The 18,861-nt window shown below is 72.2% G+C and carries 16 protein-coding genes; 10 read left to right on the top strand and 6 right to left on the bottom strand.

Annotated features, from left to right (window positions below):
* The first annotated feature begins 97 nt into the window (after positions 1 to 97).
* Positions 98 to 1,261: a glycosyltransferase gene (locus ABZU43_RS15080; protein WP_355007101.1), complete on the top strand. Its 1,164-nt coding sequence runs from the start codon at positions 98 to 100 to the stop codon at positions 1,259 to 1,261.
* A 133-nt stretch (positions 1,262 to 1,394) separates the two neighbouring features.
* The gene (pseI, locus tag ABZU43_RS15075) at positions 1,395 to 2,447 is read left to right on the top strand and encodes a pseudaminic acid synthase (RefSeq protein WP_355007100.1); all 1,053 of its coding nucleotides are present in this window, start codon (positions 1,395 to 1,397) and stop codon (positions 2,445 to 2,447) included.
* Positions 2,448 to 2,684: 237 nt separating this feature from the next.
* Here the strand turns inward: pseI and ABZU43_RS15070 are convergent, their stop codons facing one another.
* The 4 genes from ABZU43_RS15070 to ABZU43_RS15055 are packed head-to-tail and all read right to left on the bottom strand — an operon-like array spanning position 2,685 to position 5,454.
* Positions 2,685 to 3,212 (bottom strand): hypothetical protein, encoded by a 528-nt coding sequence (locus ABZU43_RS15070; protein WP_355007099.1) that lies wholly within the window; start codon positions 3,210 to 3,212, stop codon positions 2,685 to 2,687.
* The gene (locus ABZU43_RS15065) at positions 3,196 to 3,951 is read right to left on the bottom strand and encodes an SDR family NAD(P)-dependent oxidoreductase (protein ID WP_355007098.1); all 756 of its coding nucleotides are present in this window, start codon (positions 3,949 to 3,951) and stop codon (positions 3,196 to 3,198) included. The genes ABZU43_RS15070 and ABZU43_RS15065 overlap by 17 nt, the downstream gene beginning before the upstream one ends.
* Positions 3,944 to 5,206, bottom strand: a complete 1,263-nt coding sequence (locus ABZU43_RS15060; protein WP_355007097.1) for an AMP-binding protein — start codon at positions 5,204 to 5,206, stop codon at positions 3,944 to 3,946. Before ABZU43_RS15060 ends, ABZU43_RS15065 begins: the two co-directional genes overlap by 8 nt.
* A complete protein-coding gene (locus tag ABZU43_RS15055; RefSeq protein WP_091401397.1) occupies positions 5,203 to 5,454 on the bottom strand; it encodes an acyl carrier protein in 252 nt (83 codons plus the stop codon). The genes ABZU43_RS15060 and ABZU43_RS15055 overlap by 4 nt, the downstream gene beginning before the upstream one ends.
* Positions 5,455 to 5,554: 100 nt before the next feature.
* On the opposite strand from ABZU43_RS15055, the gene ABZU43_RS15050 reads away from it, so the two are divergent.
* Positions 5,555 to 6,064 carry a GNAT family N-acetyltransferase gene (locus ABZU43_RS15050; protein ID WP_355007096.1) on the top strand — a complete coding sequence of 170 codons (510 nt, stop codon included), beginning with the start codon at positions 5,555 to 5,557 and terminating at the stop codon, positions 6,062 to 6,064.
* 101 nt (positions 6,065 to 6,165) lie between these two features.
* Here ABZU43_RS15050 and ABZU43_RS15045 read toward each other — a convergent pair whose 3' ends face one another.
* Positions 6,166 to 7,902 carry a hypothetical protein gene (locus ABZU43_RS15045; protein ID WP_355007095.1) on the bottom strand — a complete coding sequence of 579 codons (1,737 nt, stop codon included), beginning with the start codon at positions 7,900 to 7,902 and terminating at the stop codon, positions 6,166 to 6,168.
* Between the two features lie 365 nt (positions 7,903 to 8,267).
* Here ABZU43_RS15045 and pseB point away from each other — a divergent pair, with 365 nt between their 5' ends.
* The 7 genes from pseB to ABZU43_RS15010 are packed head-to-tail and all read left to right on the top strand — an operon-like array spanning position 8,268 to position 15,620.
* Positions 8,268 to 9,251 carry a UDP-N-acetylglucosamine 4,6-dehydratase (inverting) gene (pseB, locus tag ABZU43_RS15040; RefSeq protein WP_355007094.1) on the top strand — a complete coding sequence of 328 codons (984 nt, stop codon included), beginning with the start codon at positions 8,268 to 8,270 and terminating at the stop codon, positions 9,249 to 9,251.
* Entirely contained in the window at positions 9,248 to 10,405 is a 1,158-nt protein-coding gene (locus ABZU43_RS15035; RefSeq protein ID WP_355007093.1) for an aminotransferase class I/II-fold pyridoxal phosphate-dependent enzyme, read from the top strand. Before pseB ends, ABZU43_RS15035 begins: the two co-directional genes overlap by 4 nt.
* Before the next feature lie 10 nt (positions 10,406 to 10,415).
* Positions 10,416 to 11,264 carry a hypothetical protein gene (locus tag ABZU43_RS15030; protein ID WP_355007092.1) on the top strand — a complete coding sequence of 283 codons (849 nt, stop codon included), beginning with the start codon at positions 10,416 to 10,418 and terminating at the stop codon, positions 11,262 to 11,264.
* Positions 11,254 to 13,080 (top strand): class I SAM-dependent methyltransferase, encoded by a 1,827-nt coding sequence (locus ABZU43_RS15025; RefSeq protein WP_355007091.1) that lies wholly within the window; start codon positions 11,254 to 11,256, stop codon positions 13,078 to 13,080. Before ABZU43_RS15030 ends, ABZU43_RS15025 begins: the two co-directional genes overlap by 11 nt.
* Positions 13,081 to 13,121: 41 nt before the next feature.
* Entirely contained in the window at positions 13,122 to 13,850 is a 729-nt protein-coding gene (locus ABZU43_RS15020; protein ID WP_355007318.1) for a glycosyltransferase family protein, read from the top strand.
* Positions 13,847 to 14,950, top strand: a complete 1,104-nt coding sequence (locus ABZU43_RS15015; RefSeq protein ID WP_355007317.1) for a spore coat protein — start codon at positions 13,847 to 13,849, stop codon at positions 14,948 to 14,950. The genes ABZU43_RS15020 and ABZU43_RS15015 overlap by 4 nt, the downstream gene beginning before the upstream one ends.
* Positions 14,951 to 14,984: 34 nt before the next feature.
* Positions 14,985 to 15,620 carry an alpha-ketoglutarate-dependent dioxygenase AlkB gene (locus ABZU43_RS15010; RefSeq protein WP_355007090.1) on the top strand — a complete coding sequence of 212 codons (636 nt, stop codon included), beginning with the start codon at positions 14,985 to 14,987 and terminating at the stop codon, positions 15,618 to 15,620.
* A gap of 58 nt (positions 15,621 to 15,678) precedes the next feature.
* Here ABZU43_RS15010 and ABZU43_RS15005 read toward each other — a convergent pair whose 3' ends face one another.
* Positions 15,679 to 18,441, bottom strand: coding sequence for a BTAD domain-containing putative transcriptional regulator (locus tag ABZU43_RS15005; RefSeq protein WP_355007089.1), 2,763 nt, complete (start codon positions 18,439 to 18,441; stop codon positions 15,679 to 15,681).
* Positions 18,442 to 18,861 lie beyond the last annotated feature (420 nt).

Genomic DNA, 18,861 nt, shown 5'->3' with positions numbered 1-18,861 from the left:
GCGTTAACCTCCCGCTGGGCGGGAGTTCAGAGAGTCCACCATCGGCGGCAACGTCGGGTTCCGGGGCCGGCCACCCGGGTCGTCGAAGGTGGCGGACGTGGTCAATGAGCCGACGCACGCACCGCTGCTGAGCATCGTCGTGCCCGTGTACGGCGTCGAGGCGTACCTGTACCAGTGCCTCGAGTCGATTCGGGCCGACATCCCGGCGAGCGAGTCGGACGCGGTCGAGCTGATCGCCGTCGACGACGCCTCCCCGGACGGCTGCGGCGACATGCTCCGCTCGTACGCGGTCAGCCGCGACGGCGTGCGCGTCGTGCACCTGAGCAGCAACGTGGGTCTGGGGCTGGCCCGCAACGCCGGGCTCGACGTGGCCAACGGCCGGTACGTCTGGTTCGTCGACAGCGACGACTGGTTGCCACCGGGCACGATCGCCGCGGTGCTGGACCGGCTGCGCCAGCACCAGCCCGACGTGCTGATGCTCGACCACCTGCGGGTGCACGAGGACGGCCGACGGGAGGTCGACGCGAGCAGCCCGATGCTGCGCGGGATCACCGGCGTGACCCGGTTGGCCGACCAGCCGCAACTGCTGCGGGTGCAGCACACCGCCTGGAACAAGGTGGTCCGCCGGGACTTCATGGACGAGCTGGAGCTGCGGTTCTTCCCCGGCTGGTACGAGGACATCCCGTTCAGCCACCCCCTGCTGATCGGGGCCGAGAAGATCTCCGTGCTGGACCGGGTCTGCTACCTGTACCGCCAGGGCCGCCAGGGCGCGATCACCTCCACCCGCAGCGGCCGGCACTTCGACGCCTTCGCCCAGTACGAGCGACTGATGGACTGGGTCGCCCGGAAGCACCCGGACGAGCGGTTGCAGGCCGAGCTGTTCGAGCTGATGATCAGCCACTACCTGGTGGTGGTGGGCAACGATGGCCGGCTGCACCCACACCTGCGGCGCGGCTTCTTCCACCGGGCCGCCGCGCACTATCGTCGCTACCTGCCCACCGGCGGCTATCCGCTGCCCCCGGGCGCGAACGGGCTCAAGCACCGCCTCGTCGGGCGGGGTGACTGGGTGGCGTACTCGGCGCTGCGCCAGGCCCACCGGGTCGCTTGTCGCCTGCGTCGATCCGGCCCGGTGGGCGGCGCCGAGGGCGGTTCGCTCGCCGCCGACGAGGACCCGGGGCGAGGGGCGAGCGCGGGGTCGACGCGCGACGGTGGGCTCACGCCGGAGCGGCGCGACGCGCTGGCCGGCGGCCGGCCGCCGTGATCGCCCCCACCGCTGAGCACGCCGGGAGCCGGGGTTACTCCCGGCGTCCTGATTTTCCAGGTCGTCCACCCGCCGGGTGGACGACGACAGCACCACCGCACCCCGGTGCGGGCGTACCTGAGCAGAGGTCGGAATGACAGCGACAATCAAGATCGGACCGCACGCGGTCGGTGCCGGGGAGCGACCGTTCGTGGTCGCCGAGATGTCCGGCAACCACAACGGCGATCTGAACCGGGCGCTGGCCATCGTCGACGCGGTGGCAGCGAGCGGGGCGCACGCGCTCAAGCTCCAGACGTACCGGCCGGACACCATCACCATCGACGTCGACACCCCGGCCTTTCGAATCTCCAGCGGGCACGAGCTGTGGGGCGGGGAGAAGCTGTACCGCCTCTACGAACGCGCGCATACCCCGTACGAGTGGCACGCCCCGATCTTCGAAAGGGCCCGCGAGCGTGGCCTGACCGTCTTCTCGTCGCCGTTCGACGCGACCGCCGTGGAGCTGTTGGAGTCGCTGGACGCGCCCGCGTACAAGATCGCCTCGTCGGAGCTTGTCGACCTGCCGCTGATCCGGCTGGTGGCCAGCACCGGCAAACCGATGGTGATCTCCACCGGAATGGCGACGGTCGCCGAGATCGACGCCGCCGTGCGCACCGCCCGGGCCGGCGGCGCGGCGGGCATCGTCCTGCTGGCCTGCACCGCGTCCTACCCGGCCCCGCCGGCCGACAGCAACCTGCGCCGATTGCCGGTTCTGGCCGGCGCGTTCGACGTGCCGGTCGGGCTCTCCGACCACACCCCCGGCATCGGAGTGGCGGTCGCCTCGGTGGCGCTCGGTGCCTGCTTCATCGAGAAGCACGTGACGCTGGACCGGGCCGACGGCGGTGTGGACTCGGACTTCTCCCTGAACCCGGCGGAGCTCACGGCCCTGGTCGCCGAGTCCGGCCGCGCGTTCGAGGCGTTGGGTGGCACCGCGATCGGACCGACCCCCGCAGAGCGGGAGGGGCTCCGGTTCCGCCGGTCGCTCTTCGTGGTCGAGGATGTCCGGGCCGGCGATCCGGTGACCGCGCACAACGTCCGCTCGATCCGGCCGGCCGGTGGACTGGCCCCCGTGGAGATCGACAGGGTCCTGGGCCGCACCTTCACCACCGACGTCCCCCGCGGCACCCCCCTGAGCTGGAACCAGATCTAACCCCCAACCCCACCGCACCCGTACGCGGCCCGGCCCGGCCTGGCCTGGCCTGGCCGTGTCGATCATGGACTTGTGGTGGTCGGTAAGACCCCCGGTGCCTGCTTTGTGAGGCACCACAACTCCATGATCGACGGGGTGGGGTGGGGTGGGGTGGGGCGGTGGGGTGGGGTGGGGTGGGGTGGGGTGGGGTGGGATGGGGTGCGGGCGGTGGGGTGGGGTGGGGTGCGGCGGGTTGGGTTACCGGGGTGGGCTGTTGGTGGCGGCACCTCGGCCGTTGGAGGCGAAGCCGACGGTGACCACCAGGTCGGCCAGCCGGAGGGTCCGCCAGACCGCCGAGCCGTCGGCCGGCGCACCCAGGCCGTGACGCCGCCACCAGACCGCCACCGGCACGTCGGCCAGCTTGCAGCAGCACTCGGCGCGGGTCCACCGGGCCCAGAAGTCACCGGCGCCGAACCGGCGGGCCAGCGCCGGCGGCACCGGGGCGTCGGTGCGCTCCGCGTCGATGGCCACCCGCCAACCGGGCGTCGGCGGGCCGTACCAGCCGACGCAACGGCCGTCGTCGAGGTGGCTACGGGTCACCGCGTCGGCCAGGTCGGCGGGGGCGCCGATGCGCAGATGCTGCTCGGCGGCGGCGAGCAGCCCGGGCACCGGACGCGGCGTGGCCCCGCCGCCCGTCCCCGACGACTGGGCCGGCCCGGTACGGCCGATCCGCCGCGCCGGTTGCACCGGCAGGGGAACCGACCGCAGGTCAGATGGCGGCGGCACCGTCCACCACGATGACCTGGCCGTTGATGTTGGTGTGCTCCCGGAGCAGCATCCGCACGACCGGGGTGACCTCGACCGGCTCGGTGAGGTGACCGGTCGGGGTGCGGCGCACGATCTGGTCGAGCTGGGTCGGACCGAGCACGGCGGACATCTCCGAGGCGAAGAACCCGGGCGCGACCGAGTTGACCAGCATCCGGCCGCCGAGTTCGCGGGCGAGCGAGCGGGTGGCGGCGTCCATGCCGCCCTTGGTGGCCGAGTACGCGACGAGACCCGGGAAACCGCGCTGCCCGCAGATCGAGGTGATGTTGACGATCCGCCCGCGCAACCCCTTGGCGAGCATCCGGCGGATCACCAGTCGGGTCAGCTGCAGCGGGGCCGTCAGGTTGGTCTCGATGATCCGGGCGATGTCGTCGGTGGCGGTGTGCGCGTGCAGCGAGTCCTGTCCCATGGCGGCGTTGTTGACGATGCCGTCGATCGGGCCGAGGTGCTGCTCCACCTCGCGGACGAAGCTCTGCGCGGCGCGCAGGTCGGTGACGTCCACCGAGCCCACGTGCACCCGGTCGGGGTGCTCGGCGGCGAGCTTCTCCAACTCCGGGGTGATGGTGCGGGCGAACGCGGCCACGCGTACGCCCGCGTCGAGCAGGTCGGTGACGATGGCCAGGCCCAGGCCACGGGAACCGCCGGAGACGAGGACCACGGAGCTGGGCGGGACGAGCTGGTTGTCGGCTGGCTCAGACATCGCTCTTCAGGGTCTCCTTGACGGGAATGTCGGTCAGGACGCGGATGCGGCGCGGCACCGCGTGCTCGGGGAGCCGGTCGGCGCACCAGCGGACCAGCGCGGTCTCGTCTGTGTCCACGAAGGACGGACCGAGGACCACCTCGGCGACCACCATCCGCCCGAGCACCGGGGCGCGGCGGCCGGTCACCCGGGCCCAGGCCACCGCCGGATGATCGGCGAGCACACCGCGGACCACACCGGCGGAGACCTTGCTACCACCGACGTTGATCTCGTCGGAGTCGAGTCGGCCGGTGATCAGCACCCGGCCGTCGAGCACCTGCACGCGGTCCCCGGTGCGGATCGGGCCGGCGAGACCGGCCCCGTGGTACGGGGAGGTGACCACGAGCTCGTCGTCGTGGACGGAGAGCGTCGGCCGGCCCGGGATGTCCCGGCCCAGCCAGTCGACCGGGAACCCGGCCCGCCCGTCGTGCACCACAATGGACGCCCCCACCTCGGAGGACGCGTAGATCCAGGAGATCCGGGCCGTCGGGAAGACCTCCCGCAGCTGGTCCAGGATCGCCTGGTCCACCGGTTCCCCGCCGAGGGTGATCTGGCGCAGCGGAACCCGGGCGAGGGCCTCGGCGTCGCGGTAGAGGGTGCGCCGCCAGAAGGTCGGGGTGCCGGAGGCCGCGTCCACCCCGTGGGTGGCCGCGACGGTGGGCCAGTCGTCCAACTCGTCGGGCTCGACCACCACCAGGTGCTGGCCGGGCTGGGTCAGCGACAGGGTGACGACCTGCCACCAGGCGTACGTGCCCGGGGCGTACGGGCAGAGCCAGGTCCGGTCGGGCTGGTCGGCACGCACTGTGGTCAACGTGTCGAGGGTGTGCCCGACCCGCTTCGGACGCCCGGTGGAGCCCGAGGTGAGCAGCCAGAGTCGGCCCGGCTCGGCGACTCGCGGCCGGGCCGGTGCGCTCGGGTGCACGCCGTCGTCGTCGAGGACGCCGACGGTGAACCCGGCCTCCAGCAGCTCGGTGCGCATCACCGCGTCGACCCGACTCGCGGTGCTGAGCAGCAACTCGGTGCCGTGCACGGCGTGCTGCCGCGCCGCGGTGAGCGCGTGCACGGCCGAGCGGGCGAGCACCGCCGCCGGGTCGGGCAGTGTGGGCGTCGGCAGCGAACGCCAGGCCAGCGTGGCGCCACCGACGACGAGCCGGTTGTCGGCACCGGCTGGCTCCGGGCTGGCGGGGGTCGGGTGGCGCGACGTCGCGACGGTCACTGGTGTTGAAGCTCGACGAGGAAGTCGAGGACATCCCCGACGGTGGCGATGCGACGCAGCCCGGGGGCGTCGAAGTTGAGCTCCTCCCCCGTCTCGTCCTCCACCCGCAGGGCCAGCTCGGAGAAGTCGAGCGACCGGAAGCCGATCTCCCGCAACTGCGCCGCGTCGTCAGCGGGCAGCTCCTTGTCCTGATTCTTCAGCACCTGAGCCATGAGGTCGCGGATCTGCGCGCGACTCAATTCGTTCATGCGCCGCAGTCTACAACCCAACGAATGCATATCTGATTTCCCGGTAGGCCCGGGTAAGGTGCCGGGACCCGAAGTGAACGGCTAGGAAAGCGAGACGCACGTGCTGCGCGAAGCGACGGCGGACGACGTTCATCTGATGTTGTCCTGGCGTAATCAGGAAACCAATCGACAGGTCAGCAAGACCAGCCACGAGATCACCGCCGCGGAGCACGCCCGCTGGTGGTCGGCGGTCCGCGACGACCCGTCCCGGCGGGTGCTGGTGTACGTCCGCGACGACCGGCCCTGCGGTGTGGTCACCTTCTTCGACCTGCGGTTGGACGGCCCTCGGACCGGCGCGTGGGGCTTCTATCTCGACGCCGACGGCCTGGACGCCAGGGGCGAGACCCTGCCGGCCTGGCTGGGGGTCATGCGGGAGGCCGTCGAGTACGCCTTCGACGGGCTGCACCTGGATCGACTCGACGGCGAGGTGCTCGGCCACAATACCGTCGTACGGCAGATGAACCGACGTTTTCGATTCGTCGAGGGCACGCCGCGACAGGAATTGTCCGACGGCCGGGAAATCACCGTCGTCCCGATTTCCCTCGCTCGGGCCGACCGCCGCCAGCGCTGATTGGCGGACCATTTTCCGAAATGGATGGGAACCATTAACCGACAGTGCTCCCGGTGGACATCCGCCGTTCACGAATAGCGGTTTCCACCGGGCGCGGTGGGTCAGACGCGCCGCCAGGCGGCCCAGTGCTGCGCCGGGTTACCGCCGAGTCGAACGAAGCCGTAGGCCGCCCCGTCCCAGTCGTCGGCCTGCCCGGGTGCCCAGCGGGCGAACACGACCTGCGCCGCCGCCGGCGGCTGCTTGTCGCCGAACCACCGGACGTCGGTCCAGGTCACCTGGTGGCTGAGGTTGAACCGCAGGACGTAGTGCACACCGGTCGAGGCCCACACGCGCTCGCCGGGGCGTACGCCGACGTCGGCCACCAGGGGTGTCGGGGCGGTGCTCTCGGCGGCCGGTCGGACGATCCGTTGGTCGATCACCTGCATCGTGACGAGGTTGGCCACCACGAGGGCGCCGAGGATCGGCAGCCGCAGGCGGGGCACCCGGGCCGCGGCGACGAGCAGCACACAGCCGGCGATGCCGACCAGCGACCCGACCACCGGTCGCAACTCTCGCCAGCCCCCGGTCAACGCCACCAGGTCCGGCGCGCTGAAACCGCCGTAGCGCAGCTGGTGGCCCTGGCTGGCCACGTACGCGAGTCGGGCCGCGATCAGCGCGCCGCCACCAACCAGCAGCGCCACCGCGACCGCGACCCGGCGCAGCACCACCCGCCAGCCGGCGGTGAACAGCACCCCCACGCCGACCAGCAGCCAGAACGGCGCGAGCATCTGCACGTACCGGCCGTAGATCGCGTCCAGCGGCTTGCCGGTGATGCCGGACAGGATCACCGACGCGCCGCCGGCCACCCCGACGGTCACCACCAGTGCCACGCCCATCGTCCAGCGGGCCGCGTCGCCGTGCCGCGGACGCCACAGCTCGCGGACTGCCCCGGCCCAGGCCACCCCGGCCAGTCCGAACGTGATCACCACGAGGTACCAGAGCTGGGTGGTGACCGCGGCGCTCACCCGGACCACGCCCTGGGCGGAGGCGATCGCGTCGAGCGTGCTGCCGCCGGGAGTGCTGCCGAGCAGGTAGACCTTGCCGCCGAGGTAGCGGATGGCGGCCTCGTTGACGAGCGCCATGGCGAGCACCGGCAGCAGCGCCGCGAGCACGACGGGCGGGCTGATCCGGCGACGGACGAACAGCAGCAGGACCAGCCCGGCGTGCACGGCCACGATCACCAGGCCGCGGGAGTGCAGCAGGTGGAACCCGCCGACGAGCAGGCCCACTGTGGCAGCGGCGAGCGGGCCGGGCCGGGTGATCCAGCGGTGCACGGCGAGCAGCCAGGCGACCACGAGCGGCGCCATCACCGCGTCGATCATGGCGACGCCCGCGTAGAAGGCGGTGGCCGGCAGGGTCGCCGCCGCGACCGCGCCGAGCAGCGCGTACGAGCGGCGCAGCTGAAACAGACGACGACCGAACAGGTACGCCAGCGGCAGCAGCGTCGAGTTCACCATCGCATTGATCAGCTGGACGATCCGGTAGCTGTCGGTGAAGTCCCGGTCCCCGAGGAACGCCGGCGAGATCAGCATCGGGTAGCCGACCCGGCGCAGCAGGTCGTTCTCGCTGCTGAAGCCCCCCGGACCGCCGGCCAACGCGCGGGCGGTGTTCAGGTAGCTGTCCTCGTCGGTGTGCGCGATGGGCAGCACCGTGTGCCGGGACCACCACATGCGCCAGGCCACGCTGAGCACCCAACCGACGACCAGCAGCAGCGGCACCAGCCACCGTCGGGCGGGCAGGCCGCTCGGTGTCCCGGCCGCCACCACCGGCCTTTCGATCACGTCACTACCGGGTGCCATGGACGCCTCCAGAATTGCCGGCCGTACCGGGCCCGCGCGGATTCGACGGGCCCACCGCCCGGCGTCGGAGACGATCGGGGTGGCCCGCTCGCACCGAGCCGGTGTGGATGTCGGGTGAACGCCTGACCCGGCTGCGCGCCGGGCCGCCGGGTCGTTCGCGCGGTCACTGTAACGGCCCGGTCCGGCCAGGTCAGCCCGCATTCCGGGCGGTCGAAAGTGTTCGCCTGCGCGGTGTTCGGCATTCACGGGAGCAGAGGTTGCGGTTCATCCGCGAGCGCCGGGGAGTTAACCCGCCATGGCTAGCGTGTCACCCCGGTCGGCCGGCCCAGGGCCGCTCGTTCATCCACGAACACGGGAGCACCACATTGAGTGAGTTGAATGGATCGTCCATTCTGATCACCGGGGGAACTGGTTCCTTCGGCAGGACGTTCCTCCGGCACATCCTCAACGAGGCCGACCCCGCCCGCGTGGTGGTGTTCTCCCGCGACGAGCTCAAGCAGTACGAGCTGCGCCAGCAGCTCGGCGACGACCCGCGGCTGCGCTGGTTCATCGGCGACATCCGGGACCGGCACCGCCTCACCCGGGCCATGCACGGCGTCGACCACGTGGTGCACGCCGCCGCGCTGAAGCAGGTGGACACCGCGGAGTACAACCCCTCGGAGTACATCGCCACCAACATCACCGGCTCGCAGCACGTCGTCGACGCGGCGATCGAGGCCGGCGTCAGGAAGGTCATCGCGCTCTCCACCGACAAGGCGTCCAGCCCGATCAACCTGTACGGCGCGACGAAGCTGGTCGGCGACAAGCTGTTCGTCTCGGCCAACCACTACGCCGCCCAGCACCCCACCCGGTTCTCGGTTGTGCGCTACGGCAACGTGGTGGGCAGCCGCGGCTCGGTGGTCCCGCTGTTCCGCCGGCTGGCCGCCGAGGGCAAGAGCCTGCCGATCACCGACAAGCGGATGACCCGCTTCTGGATCACCCTGGACCAGGCCGTGCAGTTCGTCATGGACTCGTTCGACCAGATGCAGGGCGGCGAGCTGTTCGTACCGCGCATCCCGAGCATGCGCATCCTCGACCTGGTCGAGGCCGTGGCTCCGGACGCCACCACCCACGAGATCGGGATCCGGCCGGGCGAGAAGCTGCACGAGGAGATGATCGCGCCCGACGACAGCCGGCGGACGCTGCGCGCCGACGGCCGGTTCATCGTCCAACCGACCATCGCCACGTGGGGCTACCAGGCGCCGATCGACTGCGACCCGGTGCCGGACGGCTTCGCCTACCAGTCGGACACCAACGACGAGTGGCTCACCGTCGAGCAGTTGCGCGACATGCTCGGCATCAACGGATGACGGGGATGCTCCCGTACGGCCGGCAGTCGATCAGCGAGGACGACGTCGCAGCCGTCGCCGACGTGCTGCGCGGCGACTGGCTCACCACCGGTCCGCAGGTCGACGCCTTCGAGGCCGACCTCGCCCGGTGGACCGGCGGAGTCGGTGTCGCCGCCGTCTCCAACGGCACCGCGGCGCTGCACGTGGCGTACGCGGCGGCCGGGGTGGGGCCGGGCGACGAGGTGGTCGTCCCGCCGATGACGTTCGTGGCGACCGCCAGCAGCGCGGTCGCCCTCGGCGCGAAGATCGTGTTCGCCGACGTCGACGACGAGACGTTCTGCCTCGACCCGGCGGCGGCCGCCGCCGCGGTCACCTCGCACACGAAGGTCGTCGCCGCCGTCGACTACGCCGGCCACCCCGCCGACTACGACGCGCTGCGCACGTCGATCGTGGGCAGCGACGCGCTGCTGCTCGCCGACGCGGCGCACTCCATCGGCGGGACGTACCACGGTCGGCCGGTCGGTTCGCTCGCCGACCTCACCACGTTCTCGTTCTTTCCCACGAAGAACCTGACCACCGCCGAGGGTGGCGCCGTCGCGGCGCTGGACCCGGAGATCCTGAAGCGGGCCCGCCGGTTCCGTGGTGTCGGCGTGGTCCGCGACCGCGACGACCTGCGGTTCCCGGACGAGGGCGGCTGGCACCAGGAGGTGCACGAGTTCGGGCTGAACTACCGGCTGCCGGACGTGCTCTGCGCCCTGGGCCGCAGCCAACTGCGTCGGCTCGGCGAGTTCACGGCCCGCCGCAGCGCCCTGGTCGCCCGCTACGACGAGGCGCTGGCCGACCTGGACGGCGTGCTGCTGCCAAGCCGCCGGTCGTGGGCCGAGCCGGCCTGGCACCTCTACCCGATCCGGGTGCTCGACGGACGTCGCCGCGAGGTGTACGACCGGATGCGCGCCGCCGGCATCGGCGTCCAGGTCAACTACATCCCGGTGCACTTGCACCCGGCCTTCGCCGACCTGGGTTACCGGCGCGGATCCTGCCCGGTGGCCGAGTCGTTCTACTCCCAGCAGCTGTCGCTGCCGCTGTACCCGGGGCTCAGCGACGCCGACCAGGACCGCGTCGTCGACGCGCTGACCGCCGCGGTGCGCGGCGGCCCGGTGCGTCTCGCCGTCTGATGGGAACCTGATGCACCACGCCAACCACTTCTACGGCCACGCGCACGTGCTCGCCCGCTACGCCGGTCTCGGCGACCGGCACCCACCCCGGATCAACGGGTACGTGCAGCACGGCTGGAACATCGGTGACGGCCTGGCCCCCGGCCACCCGTACGCCGAAGGCACCCCCAGCCTGCTCTGGTCGGAGCAGACCCGCCGCCGGGCCTGGTCGGTGGGGCGACGCAACGTGGTGGTCATCGGCGCGCCGTTCAGCTACCTGTTGGCCATGCGACCCGAGGAACCACCGGCCGAGGAGCGACGGGGCACCATCTGGTACCCGTTCCACGGCTGGGAGGGTCAACACGTCAAGGGCGACCACCGCAAACTGATCGCCCTCATCCAGGACACCGAGCCCGGCCCGGTCACGGTCTGCCTGTACTGGCACGAGTACCGGATGCGCAACGTACGCCGGCTCTACGAGCGTGCCGGGTTCCGGGTGATCTGCCACGGCTACCGGGGACACTGGTGGAAGGACACCGATCCGGAGTTCCTCGACCGACAGCTCACCGAACTGCGCCGTCACCGACGGGTCGCATCCAATCGGCTGACCAGCGCGATCTTCTACGGCATCGCGGCCGGATGCGAGCCGGCGGTCTACGGCGACCCGATGATCCTGTCCAACGAGGACCCCACCTTCGGCGGCACCGCTCGGATCCGACGGCAGTGGCCGCAGCTGCACGGCACCACTCTCGACCTCCCCACCGCCGTCGAGATCGCCCGCGCCGAGCTGGGCACCGACCACCGCTGCACCCCCGCCGAGCTTCGCGAGCTGCTCGGTTGGGCGAACCTCCAGGAGGAAGAGGAAGACAGTGACGACTGAGACGGCACCCGCGGACCGGATCACCCTGCCGGGCGGCGAGATGCTGGCCTGGTCGGACCTGCCGCAGGAACGGTTGGCCAACGGTGGGCCGCTCGCCGCGCTGGCCGCACTGCTGGTGCCGCCCGGCGCCCGGGTCCTGGTGGCCGGTCCACACGACCCGGCACTGCTCGACCAGCTCACCCACGCCGAGGTCACCTGCCTGCTGCGCAGCCACCCGGACGCGGTGGCGCTGGCGGACCGGGCCGCCCGCGTGGTGGTGGGTGGCCCGGCCGGGCTACCCGACGACGAGACGTACGACGTGGTGATCGCGGCTGCCGGGCTGGACCCGGTGGAGTCGGTGGAGGGCACCCGCCTCGGCTGGGACGCCGTGCTGGCACGACTCGTCGCCGCGATCCGGCCGGGCGGCGCGTTGCTGCTGCGCCTGGACAACCCGCTGGGCCTGCACCGGCTGGTCGACACCAGCCCCTGGTACGCCCGCCGCGACGACTCCGCCTGGACCATCGGCGGCGTGCTGGACCGCGCCCACCCGGCCAACCGGGACCAACTGCGCGAGCGGCTGGGCGCGGCGGGGCTGCGGCCGGCCGCGTGCTGGGCCGCGTACCCCGATGTCAGCACCCCGACGGCGCTGCTGGACGCCGACCACCTCGACCGGGACGCGGGCTCCGGCCTGTTCGACGCGGTGCTGCACGGCGCCTGCGCCGGCGGTTTCACCAGCGCCACAGTGCTGCAGGACCCGGCCCGGCTCGCGGTGGACGCCCTGCACGCCGGGCGTGCCGCCGACCTCGCACCGGGCTGGCTGACCCTCGCCCACCGGCCCGCCGAACCCACGGACCCGGCCACGCCGGTCGTCGAGGCGGACCTGCCGGTGGCTCTCGTGCAGACCGGTCGCCCCGGCATCGGCGTGCTGGAGGTGCTGCACGGCCCGTCCGGTTGGCGCTGGGGGCTCATCCCGGCCACCGACGCGACGACGCCGGCCGCCGCGCCGTTCGCCAGCCGCGAGGCCGCCTACCGCGACGCCGACGCGTTGTCCGGACCGGTGCCGTCCGGCCGGCTGCTGCGTACCCTGCTGCTCGACGCCTCGCTGCGCCGCGACCTGGCCACCCTGCGCACGCTGCTGCACGGGTACGCGGGCTGGCTCGCCGGCCAGGCCGACGCCGACGGCCGGATCGCCGGAGCGGCGGCGCTGGCCGGCACCGACAACGTGGTGGTCGACGGCGAGCGGTACGCGGTGCTCGACCCCAGCTGGCGGGCCACCGCCGCGTTGCCCGCCGACGTGGTGCTCGCCCGCGGGCTGTGGCGCTTCGCCGCGGGCCTGCTCACCGGCGGGTACGCCCACCCATGGTCGTCCACTCTCGACGTCGCGGGCCTGACCGTGGTGCTCGGCGGACTCGCCGGCCACGACCTCGACCGCGCGACAGTCAGCGAGGCGATCGACGCCGAGGCGGCCATCGCCGCCGCGCTGCACGGGCTGGACGCCGACGGCACTGTCGGCCTCGCCACCGAACTGCACGCCGTCACGCCGACCGACGCGCCGGTCGGCGGGCACAGCTACCAGCAGCTACGCGAGGCGTGGCTGCGCCAGCGCGAGGAACTCACCCGGTTGGCGGCGCTGGCCGCGTGGACCGAGGAGTTGCTCACCTCGCGGGAACGGGCGCTGCGCCGGGCCGAGACGACGATCAGCCTGCTCAGCGGGTCGATCAGCTACCGGGTGGGCCGGCTCGCCATCACCCCGGCCCGGCTGGCCAAACGGGGTGCCCGCGCCGCCAAACGCCGGGCCACCGCGGTGCTCGCCCCCAAGCAGGAGGAGCAGCAGTGACCGGCGTACCGGTGCCCGAGGCCTCCACGGACGACGCGGGGCTGCGGATCGTCGGCATCGTGCAGGCTCGGATGGGTTCGTCCCGGCTGCCCGGCAAGGTGCTCCGCCCGCTCGCCGGACGCTCAGTGCTGGGCCGGGTCGTACGCGCCGCCTCCGACAGCGGCGTCCTGGCCGACCTGGTCGTTGCCACCAGCACCGACGCGGTCGACGACGCGGTGGCCGCCGAGTGCGCGCGGCTCGACGTGCCGTGCCACCGCGGGCCGGTCGACGACGTGCTCGACCGCTTCGTGGGCGCCCTCGCGGCGCACCCGGGAGACGCCGTCATGCGGTTCACCGCCGACTGCCCCCTGCTCGACCCGGAGATCATCACCCTGGTCGCATCGGTGTACCGGGCGGTCCCCGGGCTGGACTACGCCAGCACGTCCATCGCCCGGACCCTGCCCCGAGGGCTCGACGTCGAGATCATCCGAGCGGAGACGCTGCGCACCCTGGGCCGGCTCGCCACCGACCACCACCGGGTGCACGTCACCTCGTACGCGTACACCCATCCGGAGCTGTTCCGGGTGCTCGGGGTGACGCTCACCCCGGACCGCTCCGCGCTGCGGCTCACCCTCGACACCGAGCAGGACTGGACGCTGGTCAGCGCGATCATCGACCACTTCGGTGACGTCAGCGTGCCGCTGGCCAAGCTCGCCGACTGGCTCGACGGCCAGCCCCGGCTGCGCGCGCTCAACGCCGACGTACGACAGAAGCACCTGGAGGAATCCTGAGCACCCTGAGGGTCGGGTTGCGCTGCGACGCCGGGCCACGACGCGGCGTCGGCCACCTCGTCCGCTGCCTGGCGCTCGCCGAGGAGTTCCTCGCCCGGGGCGCCGACGTCAGCGTGTTCGGCACCGTCGAACGGCTCGACTGGGCAACCGCGGAGCTGGCCGCGCGGGGCATCCCGCTACTCCCCGGCCCGGAGTCGGCGGCCGACCTGGTCGAGGCGGCCCGCCGACACCACCTGGACGTGCTGGTCCTCGACTCCTACGAACTGGACCCGGCCGGAGCCGGCGCCGTGCGCGCCGCCGGCGTCCACACCCTCGCCATCATCGACGGCGACAGCCGGGGCCAGGTCGCGGACCTCTACCTCGACCAGAACTTCGGGGCGGAGCTGCCCCGCTTGAGTTCCGGGGCGGAGCTGCCCGTGCTGGGGTCCACCGCGGCGCTGCCCGGCCGGCTGCTCGCCGGGAGCGGATACGCCCTGCTGCGGGACACCGTGATCAGCGCCCGGCCGCCGGTCGCCCCGCCCGCCAGGGCGGTCAGCCGCCCCCGGGTGCTGGCCTTCTTCGGCGGCACCGACGCGGTCGGCGCGGCACCGGTCCTGACCCGGGTGCTGGCGGCCACCGGTCACCCGATGGACCTCACTGTCATCGTCGGCCGACCCGAGATCGAGGCGGAGGTCGACGATGTCGCCCCCGGCCGGGGGCAGACCATCCGAGCGGTCCCGCCCACCACCTCGCTGCCGGCACTGATCACCGAAGCCGACCTGGTGGTGAGCGCCGCCGGCACGTCCACCTGGGAACTCTGCTGCCTCGGCGCACCCAGCGCACTGGTCTGCGTGGTCGACAACCAACGTGAGTCGTACACCCGGGTGGTCCGTCACGGCCTGGCCGCCGGCCTCGGCGAGCTGCCGGAACTGACCGCGAGTGGCGTCGCCGGACGAGCCGCTCGCGCGACGGCGGCGCGGACCCTGCACGGGCTGCTCAGCTCGCCGCAGCGGCGCGCGACGCTCGCCGCGCGCGCCTGGTCCACCGTCGACGGCCAGGGCCGGGCGCGGGTGGTGGACGCGGTGTTCGACGCCGTACGCGTCGACGCCAGACGCTACTAGCACGGGTGTACGAAAGTGCTGCTAGGGTGGCCGTATGACGCAGGCCGCCTACCAGCCGTCGATGCTCGACCTGGCCGACGCCGGGCCGGCCCTGGGGCCACTGCCCGGCCAGATCCGTCGGCACCAGCTCAGCCGGGGTGCCTGGGTCGACCACCTCCCCGGTTGGGTGCGCGGCTCCGACACCGTCCTCGACACCCTGCTCACCGAGGTGCCCTGGCGTGCCGAACGGCGCACCATGTATGACGCCGAGGTCGACGTGCCCCGCCTGCTCTGCTGGTACGACGGTGCGAGGCAGCTCCCCCACCGCGTCCTCACCTCCGCACGGGCCGCACTCACCGAGCACTACGCGCCCGAGCTGGGCGAGCCCTTCGTCACCGCCGGCATGTGCCTCTACCGGTCCGGGCGCGACAGCGTGGCCTGGCACGGCGACACCATCGGTCGCTCGGCGCATACCGACACCGTCGTCGCGATCGTCTCCTTCGGATCACCCCGACCGCTGCTCTTACGCCCACGCGGCGGCGGCGAGAGCCTGCGCTTCCCGGTGGGCCACGGCGACCTGATCGTCATGGGTGGCTCCTGCCAACGCACCTGGGAACACGCCATCCCCAAAACCACCCGCCCGGTGGGCCCCCGGGTGAGCGTCCAGTTCCGCCCCCACAACGTCGCCTGACCTCGGAGCGCACTAAGGCCTGTTTCATAAGGGCGGTCGAGCCGAGGCCGGCCAGTTCTTATGAAACAGGCCTCAAGGACGGAACCAGACGTTCAAGACGGCTGCGGACCTCCTCGGCTGCGGGGTCGCCCACGTCCTCGTAGATCCGCGCGGCCAGCCGCCAAGCGGCAGCGGCGGCGTCGCGATCGCCCATCCCTTCGCGGGTGTCGCCGAGCCGGATGAGGGTCTCCGCCTCGTGATACCGGTCCGCGGAGTCGCGAAAGAGTTCGATCGCCTGCTCGTAGCAGTTGGCCGCGCGGTCGCGTTCACCCAGGCGGTCGTAGGCGAAGCCGAGGCTGTCGAGCGTCGCAGCCTGACCATTGCGGTCGTCGGTCCGTCGTTGCTGGTCGAGGGCCTCGGTGCAGCTGGCGATGGCCTGGACGTAATCGCCTGTGCTGGCGAGCAGCCAACCGAGCGCGTTGAGCGTCCGGGCTTCGCCCGCGTGATTGCCGACCAGCCGGTAGAGCCGCAGCGCCTCGCGACCGTGTGCGAGCGCCTCGTCGAGCCGGCCGTCCAGGTAGCAGAGTTCGCAGTAGTTGTGCAGCGTCTGGGCCTGGCCGATCGGGTCGCCGAGACGTTCGTGCAGGTCGAGCGCACGCTTGAGCCGGTACTCGGCCATGGTGCGGTCGCCCAGTCGGGTCAGCGCGCGGGAGAGCAGCCGGTTGGCGACGGCCTGACCGGCGAGGTCGTCGATCTTCTCGGCGGCCCTCAGGGCGACACTCTGGCTGTCGAGTTGGTCCTGCCAGAGGCCGCGCGGCGCCGCGAAGGTGGTCAGCGCCCAGGCGATCTGCCAGGCGTACGCCTCGAAGCCGTTCTCGGCGGCCTGCCGGACCACGCGGAGCAGCACCCGATGCTCCGCCGTGAACCAGGCGAGAGCGCCGTCGTGGTCGGTCACCGGCTGCCGGGCGGGTACCGGCAGCGGTGCCACCGGCTGGATCGGGGGCCACTGCGGCTGGAGCAGCAGGGCGGCTGGATAGGCGGCGTGCAGGTAGTGGTCGTACAGGCGCTGTCGGGCCGCGACGTGTTCGTCCCCGCGCTCCGACGACTGTGCGAGCTCGGCCGCATAGGCGCGCAGAAGATCATGGAAGGCGAACCGGCCGGGCGCGTGCTCAGCCAGCAGATGGAGCCGGGTCAGTTCCCGCAGGATCGGTGTGATCGCAGCAGCCGAAACACCGGCGAGCGCCGAGGCCGCGGCGGTGGTCAGGTCCGGGCCCGGATGCAGCCCCAGCAGGGTGAACAGCCGCGCCGCGTCCGCCCCCAGGGCCAGGAACGACCACGAGAAGACGCGCCGGACGTCACCGTCGGCCAACGCGTCAAGCGTCGCCTCGGCCGAGTGCAGTTCGGCGGCGATCGCACCGAGCGGGAACGTGGGATGGGTCGCGACACGCGCCGCCACGATCGACAGTGCCAGCGGAAGCCGGCCCGCGGCCTCGATGATGTCGGCCACCGCCACCGACTCGGAGGCGAGCCGGCTGACCCCGAGACGTCTGGCGAGCAGGCTCCTCGACTCCTCCGCCGTGAGCACGTCCAGTGTCAACGGCGTGGCACACTCGGCGGCGATCAGGCCGCCGAGACGATCACGGCTGGTGACCACGACCATACAGCTGCCCGCACCGGGCAGCAGGGCGTGCACCTGGGCGGAGTCGCGAGCGTTGTCCAGCACCAGGAGCATCCGACGCGAAGCCAGAAGGCTGCGGTAGAGACCGGTCCGAGCCTCCATGTCGGAAGGTATCCGGGCGGGCTGCACGCCGAGCGCTTCGAGGAAGCCGGACAGAGCGTCGGATGGGGACACCGCGCCGGCTTCGTCGTAGCCGCGAAGGTTCACATAGAGCTGACCGTCCGGAAAGCGGTCGGCAACCCGGTGCGCCCAGTGCAACGCCAGGGCCGTCTTGCCGACTCCGGCCATGCCGGACACCACGGAGATGGCCACGCTCGTCGGCCCCTCAGCCCCGCCGTGCAGAAGCCCGTCGAGGCCCGCCAACTCGACGCTGCGTCCGACGAACTCCGGCACCGCACGCGGCAGTTGCTCGGGGCGCTGAATGAGCGGCCCCCCTGTCGTCTCCGGCGCCGGCCGGTCCGGCCCCGTTTGCGGTTGCGCCGTCAGGCTCGGGCGGTGATGCAGGATGTCGTCGTACAGCCTGACGAGCTCGGGCGCGGGGTCGAGGCCGGTCTCCTCCGCGAGCCTCTGTCTTGCCTGCCGGAAAGCATCAAGTGCGCCGGCTACGTCTCCGCTGCGGTACAGGCCCACCATCAGCTGACCCCATGCCCGCTGCCGCAACGGATGCCGGTCGAGCAGGCCGCGCAACCGGTGCACGACGTCGGCCGACGCGCCGCGGGCCAGCATGGCCTCGGCGTAGTCCTCCTCGACGAGCAGCCGACGCTCCTCCAACTGCGCCACCCGCCGAGCCAGCGCCGAGCGCAGCGGCAGGTCGGACAGCGGAACACCACGCCACAGGCGCATTGCGGCCGAGAGTTCGGCCTCAGCCCGGTCCAGATCGGACGCGGCGAGCGCCTCGCGGCCCCGCGCCGCCGCATCGTCGAACAGGTCCAGGTCCCGTTCGCCTGGGCCCACACGCAGCAGGTAGCCGCCTGCCGCAGCGGTTATCCCATCCCAGTTCGCTCCATCACCCAGCGACCGCCGCAACCCGCGCACATAGGTACGCAGATTCGCGGCGGCCGACGCCGGCTCGTCGTCGCCCCACAGCATCGCGGCCAACTCGTTGGTGCCGACGACCTCATTCGGGCGCAGCAGCAGGGTCGCCAGCAGGAGACGCTGCTTCACCGAGCCCAGTGGAACCGATCGGTCGTCGCGGTACACCCGGAACGGGCCAAGGAGTTCGAAACGCAACCAGGCACCTCACATGTGGGCACAGCCGTGTACCGCAACGCGAACAACACCCGGACAACGCGGGCGAGTAAATGATCTATGCGTTAGTTGTGCGGCGGTTGTACCGGCCCCACCGTACCTTCTCCACGGGGGACCCTGGCGCGGTGAGGACGGTTCTACCGTCCTCACCGCCCCATCCACAAGCACCGATCGCCGGGACTGGTCGCCGCGTCCTCAAGAAAGCAAACAGGCCCTGAGGCCTGTTTCAAAAGGGCGGTCGAGCCGAGGCGGAGTCCGGGCGGCGATCCGGCAAGGCGCGGTTGCGTCCGGATACCGGTGTCGTATCCGATCCGCAGAGCGACGAGTCGCGCCACA

The sequence above is a fragment of the Micromonospora sp. NPDC005205 genome (assembly GCF_040608275.1).
Taxonomy (GTDB): Bacteria; Actinomycetota; Actinomycetes; order Mycobacteriales; family Micromonosporaceae; genus Micromonospora.
This window is presented reverse-complemented; position numbering and strand designations above follow the sequence as displayed.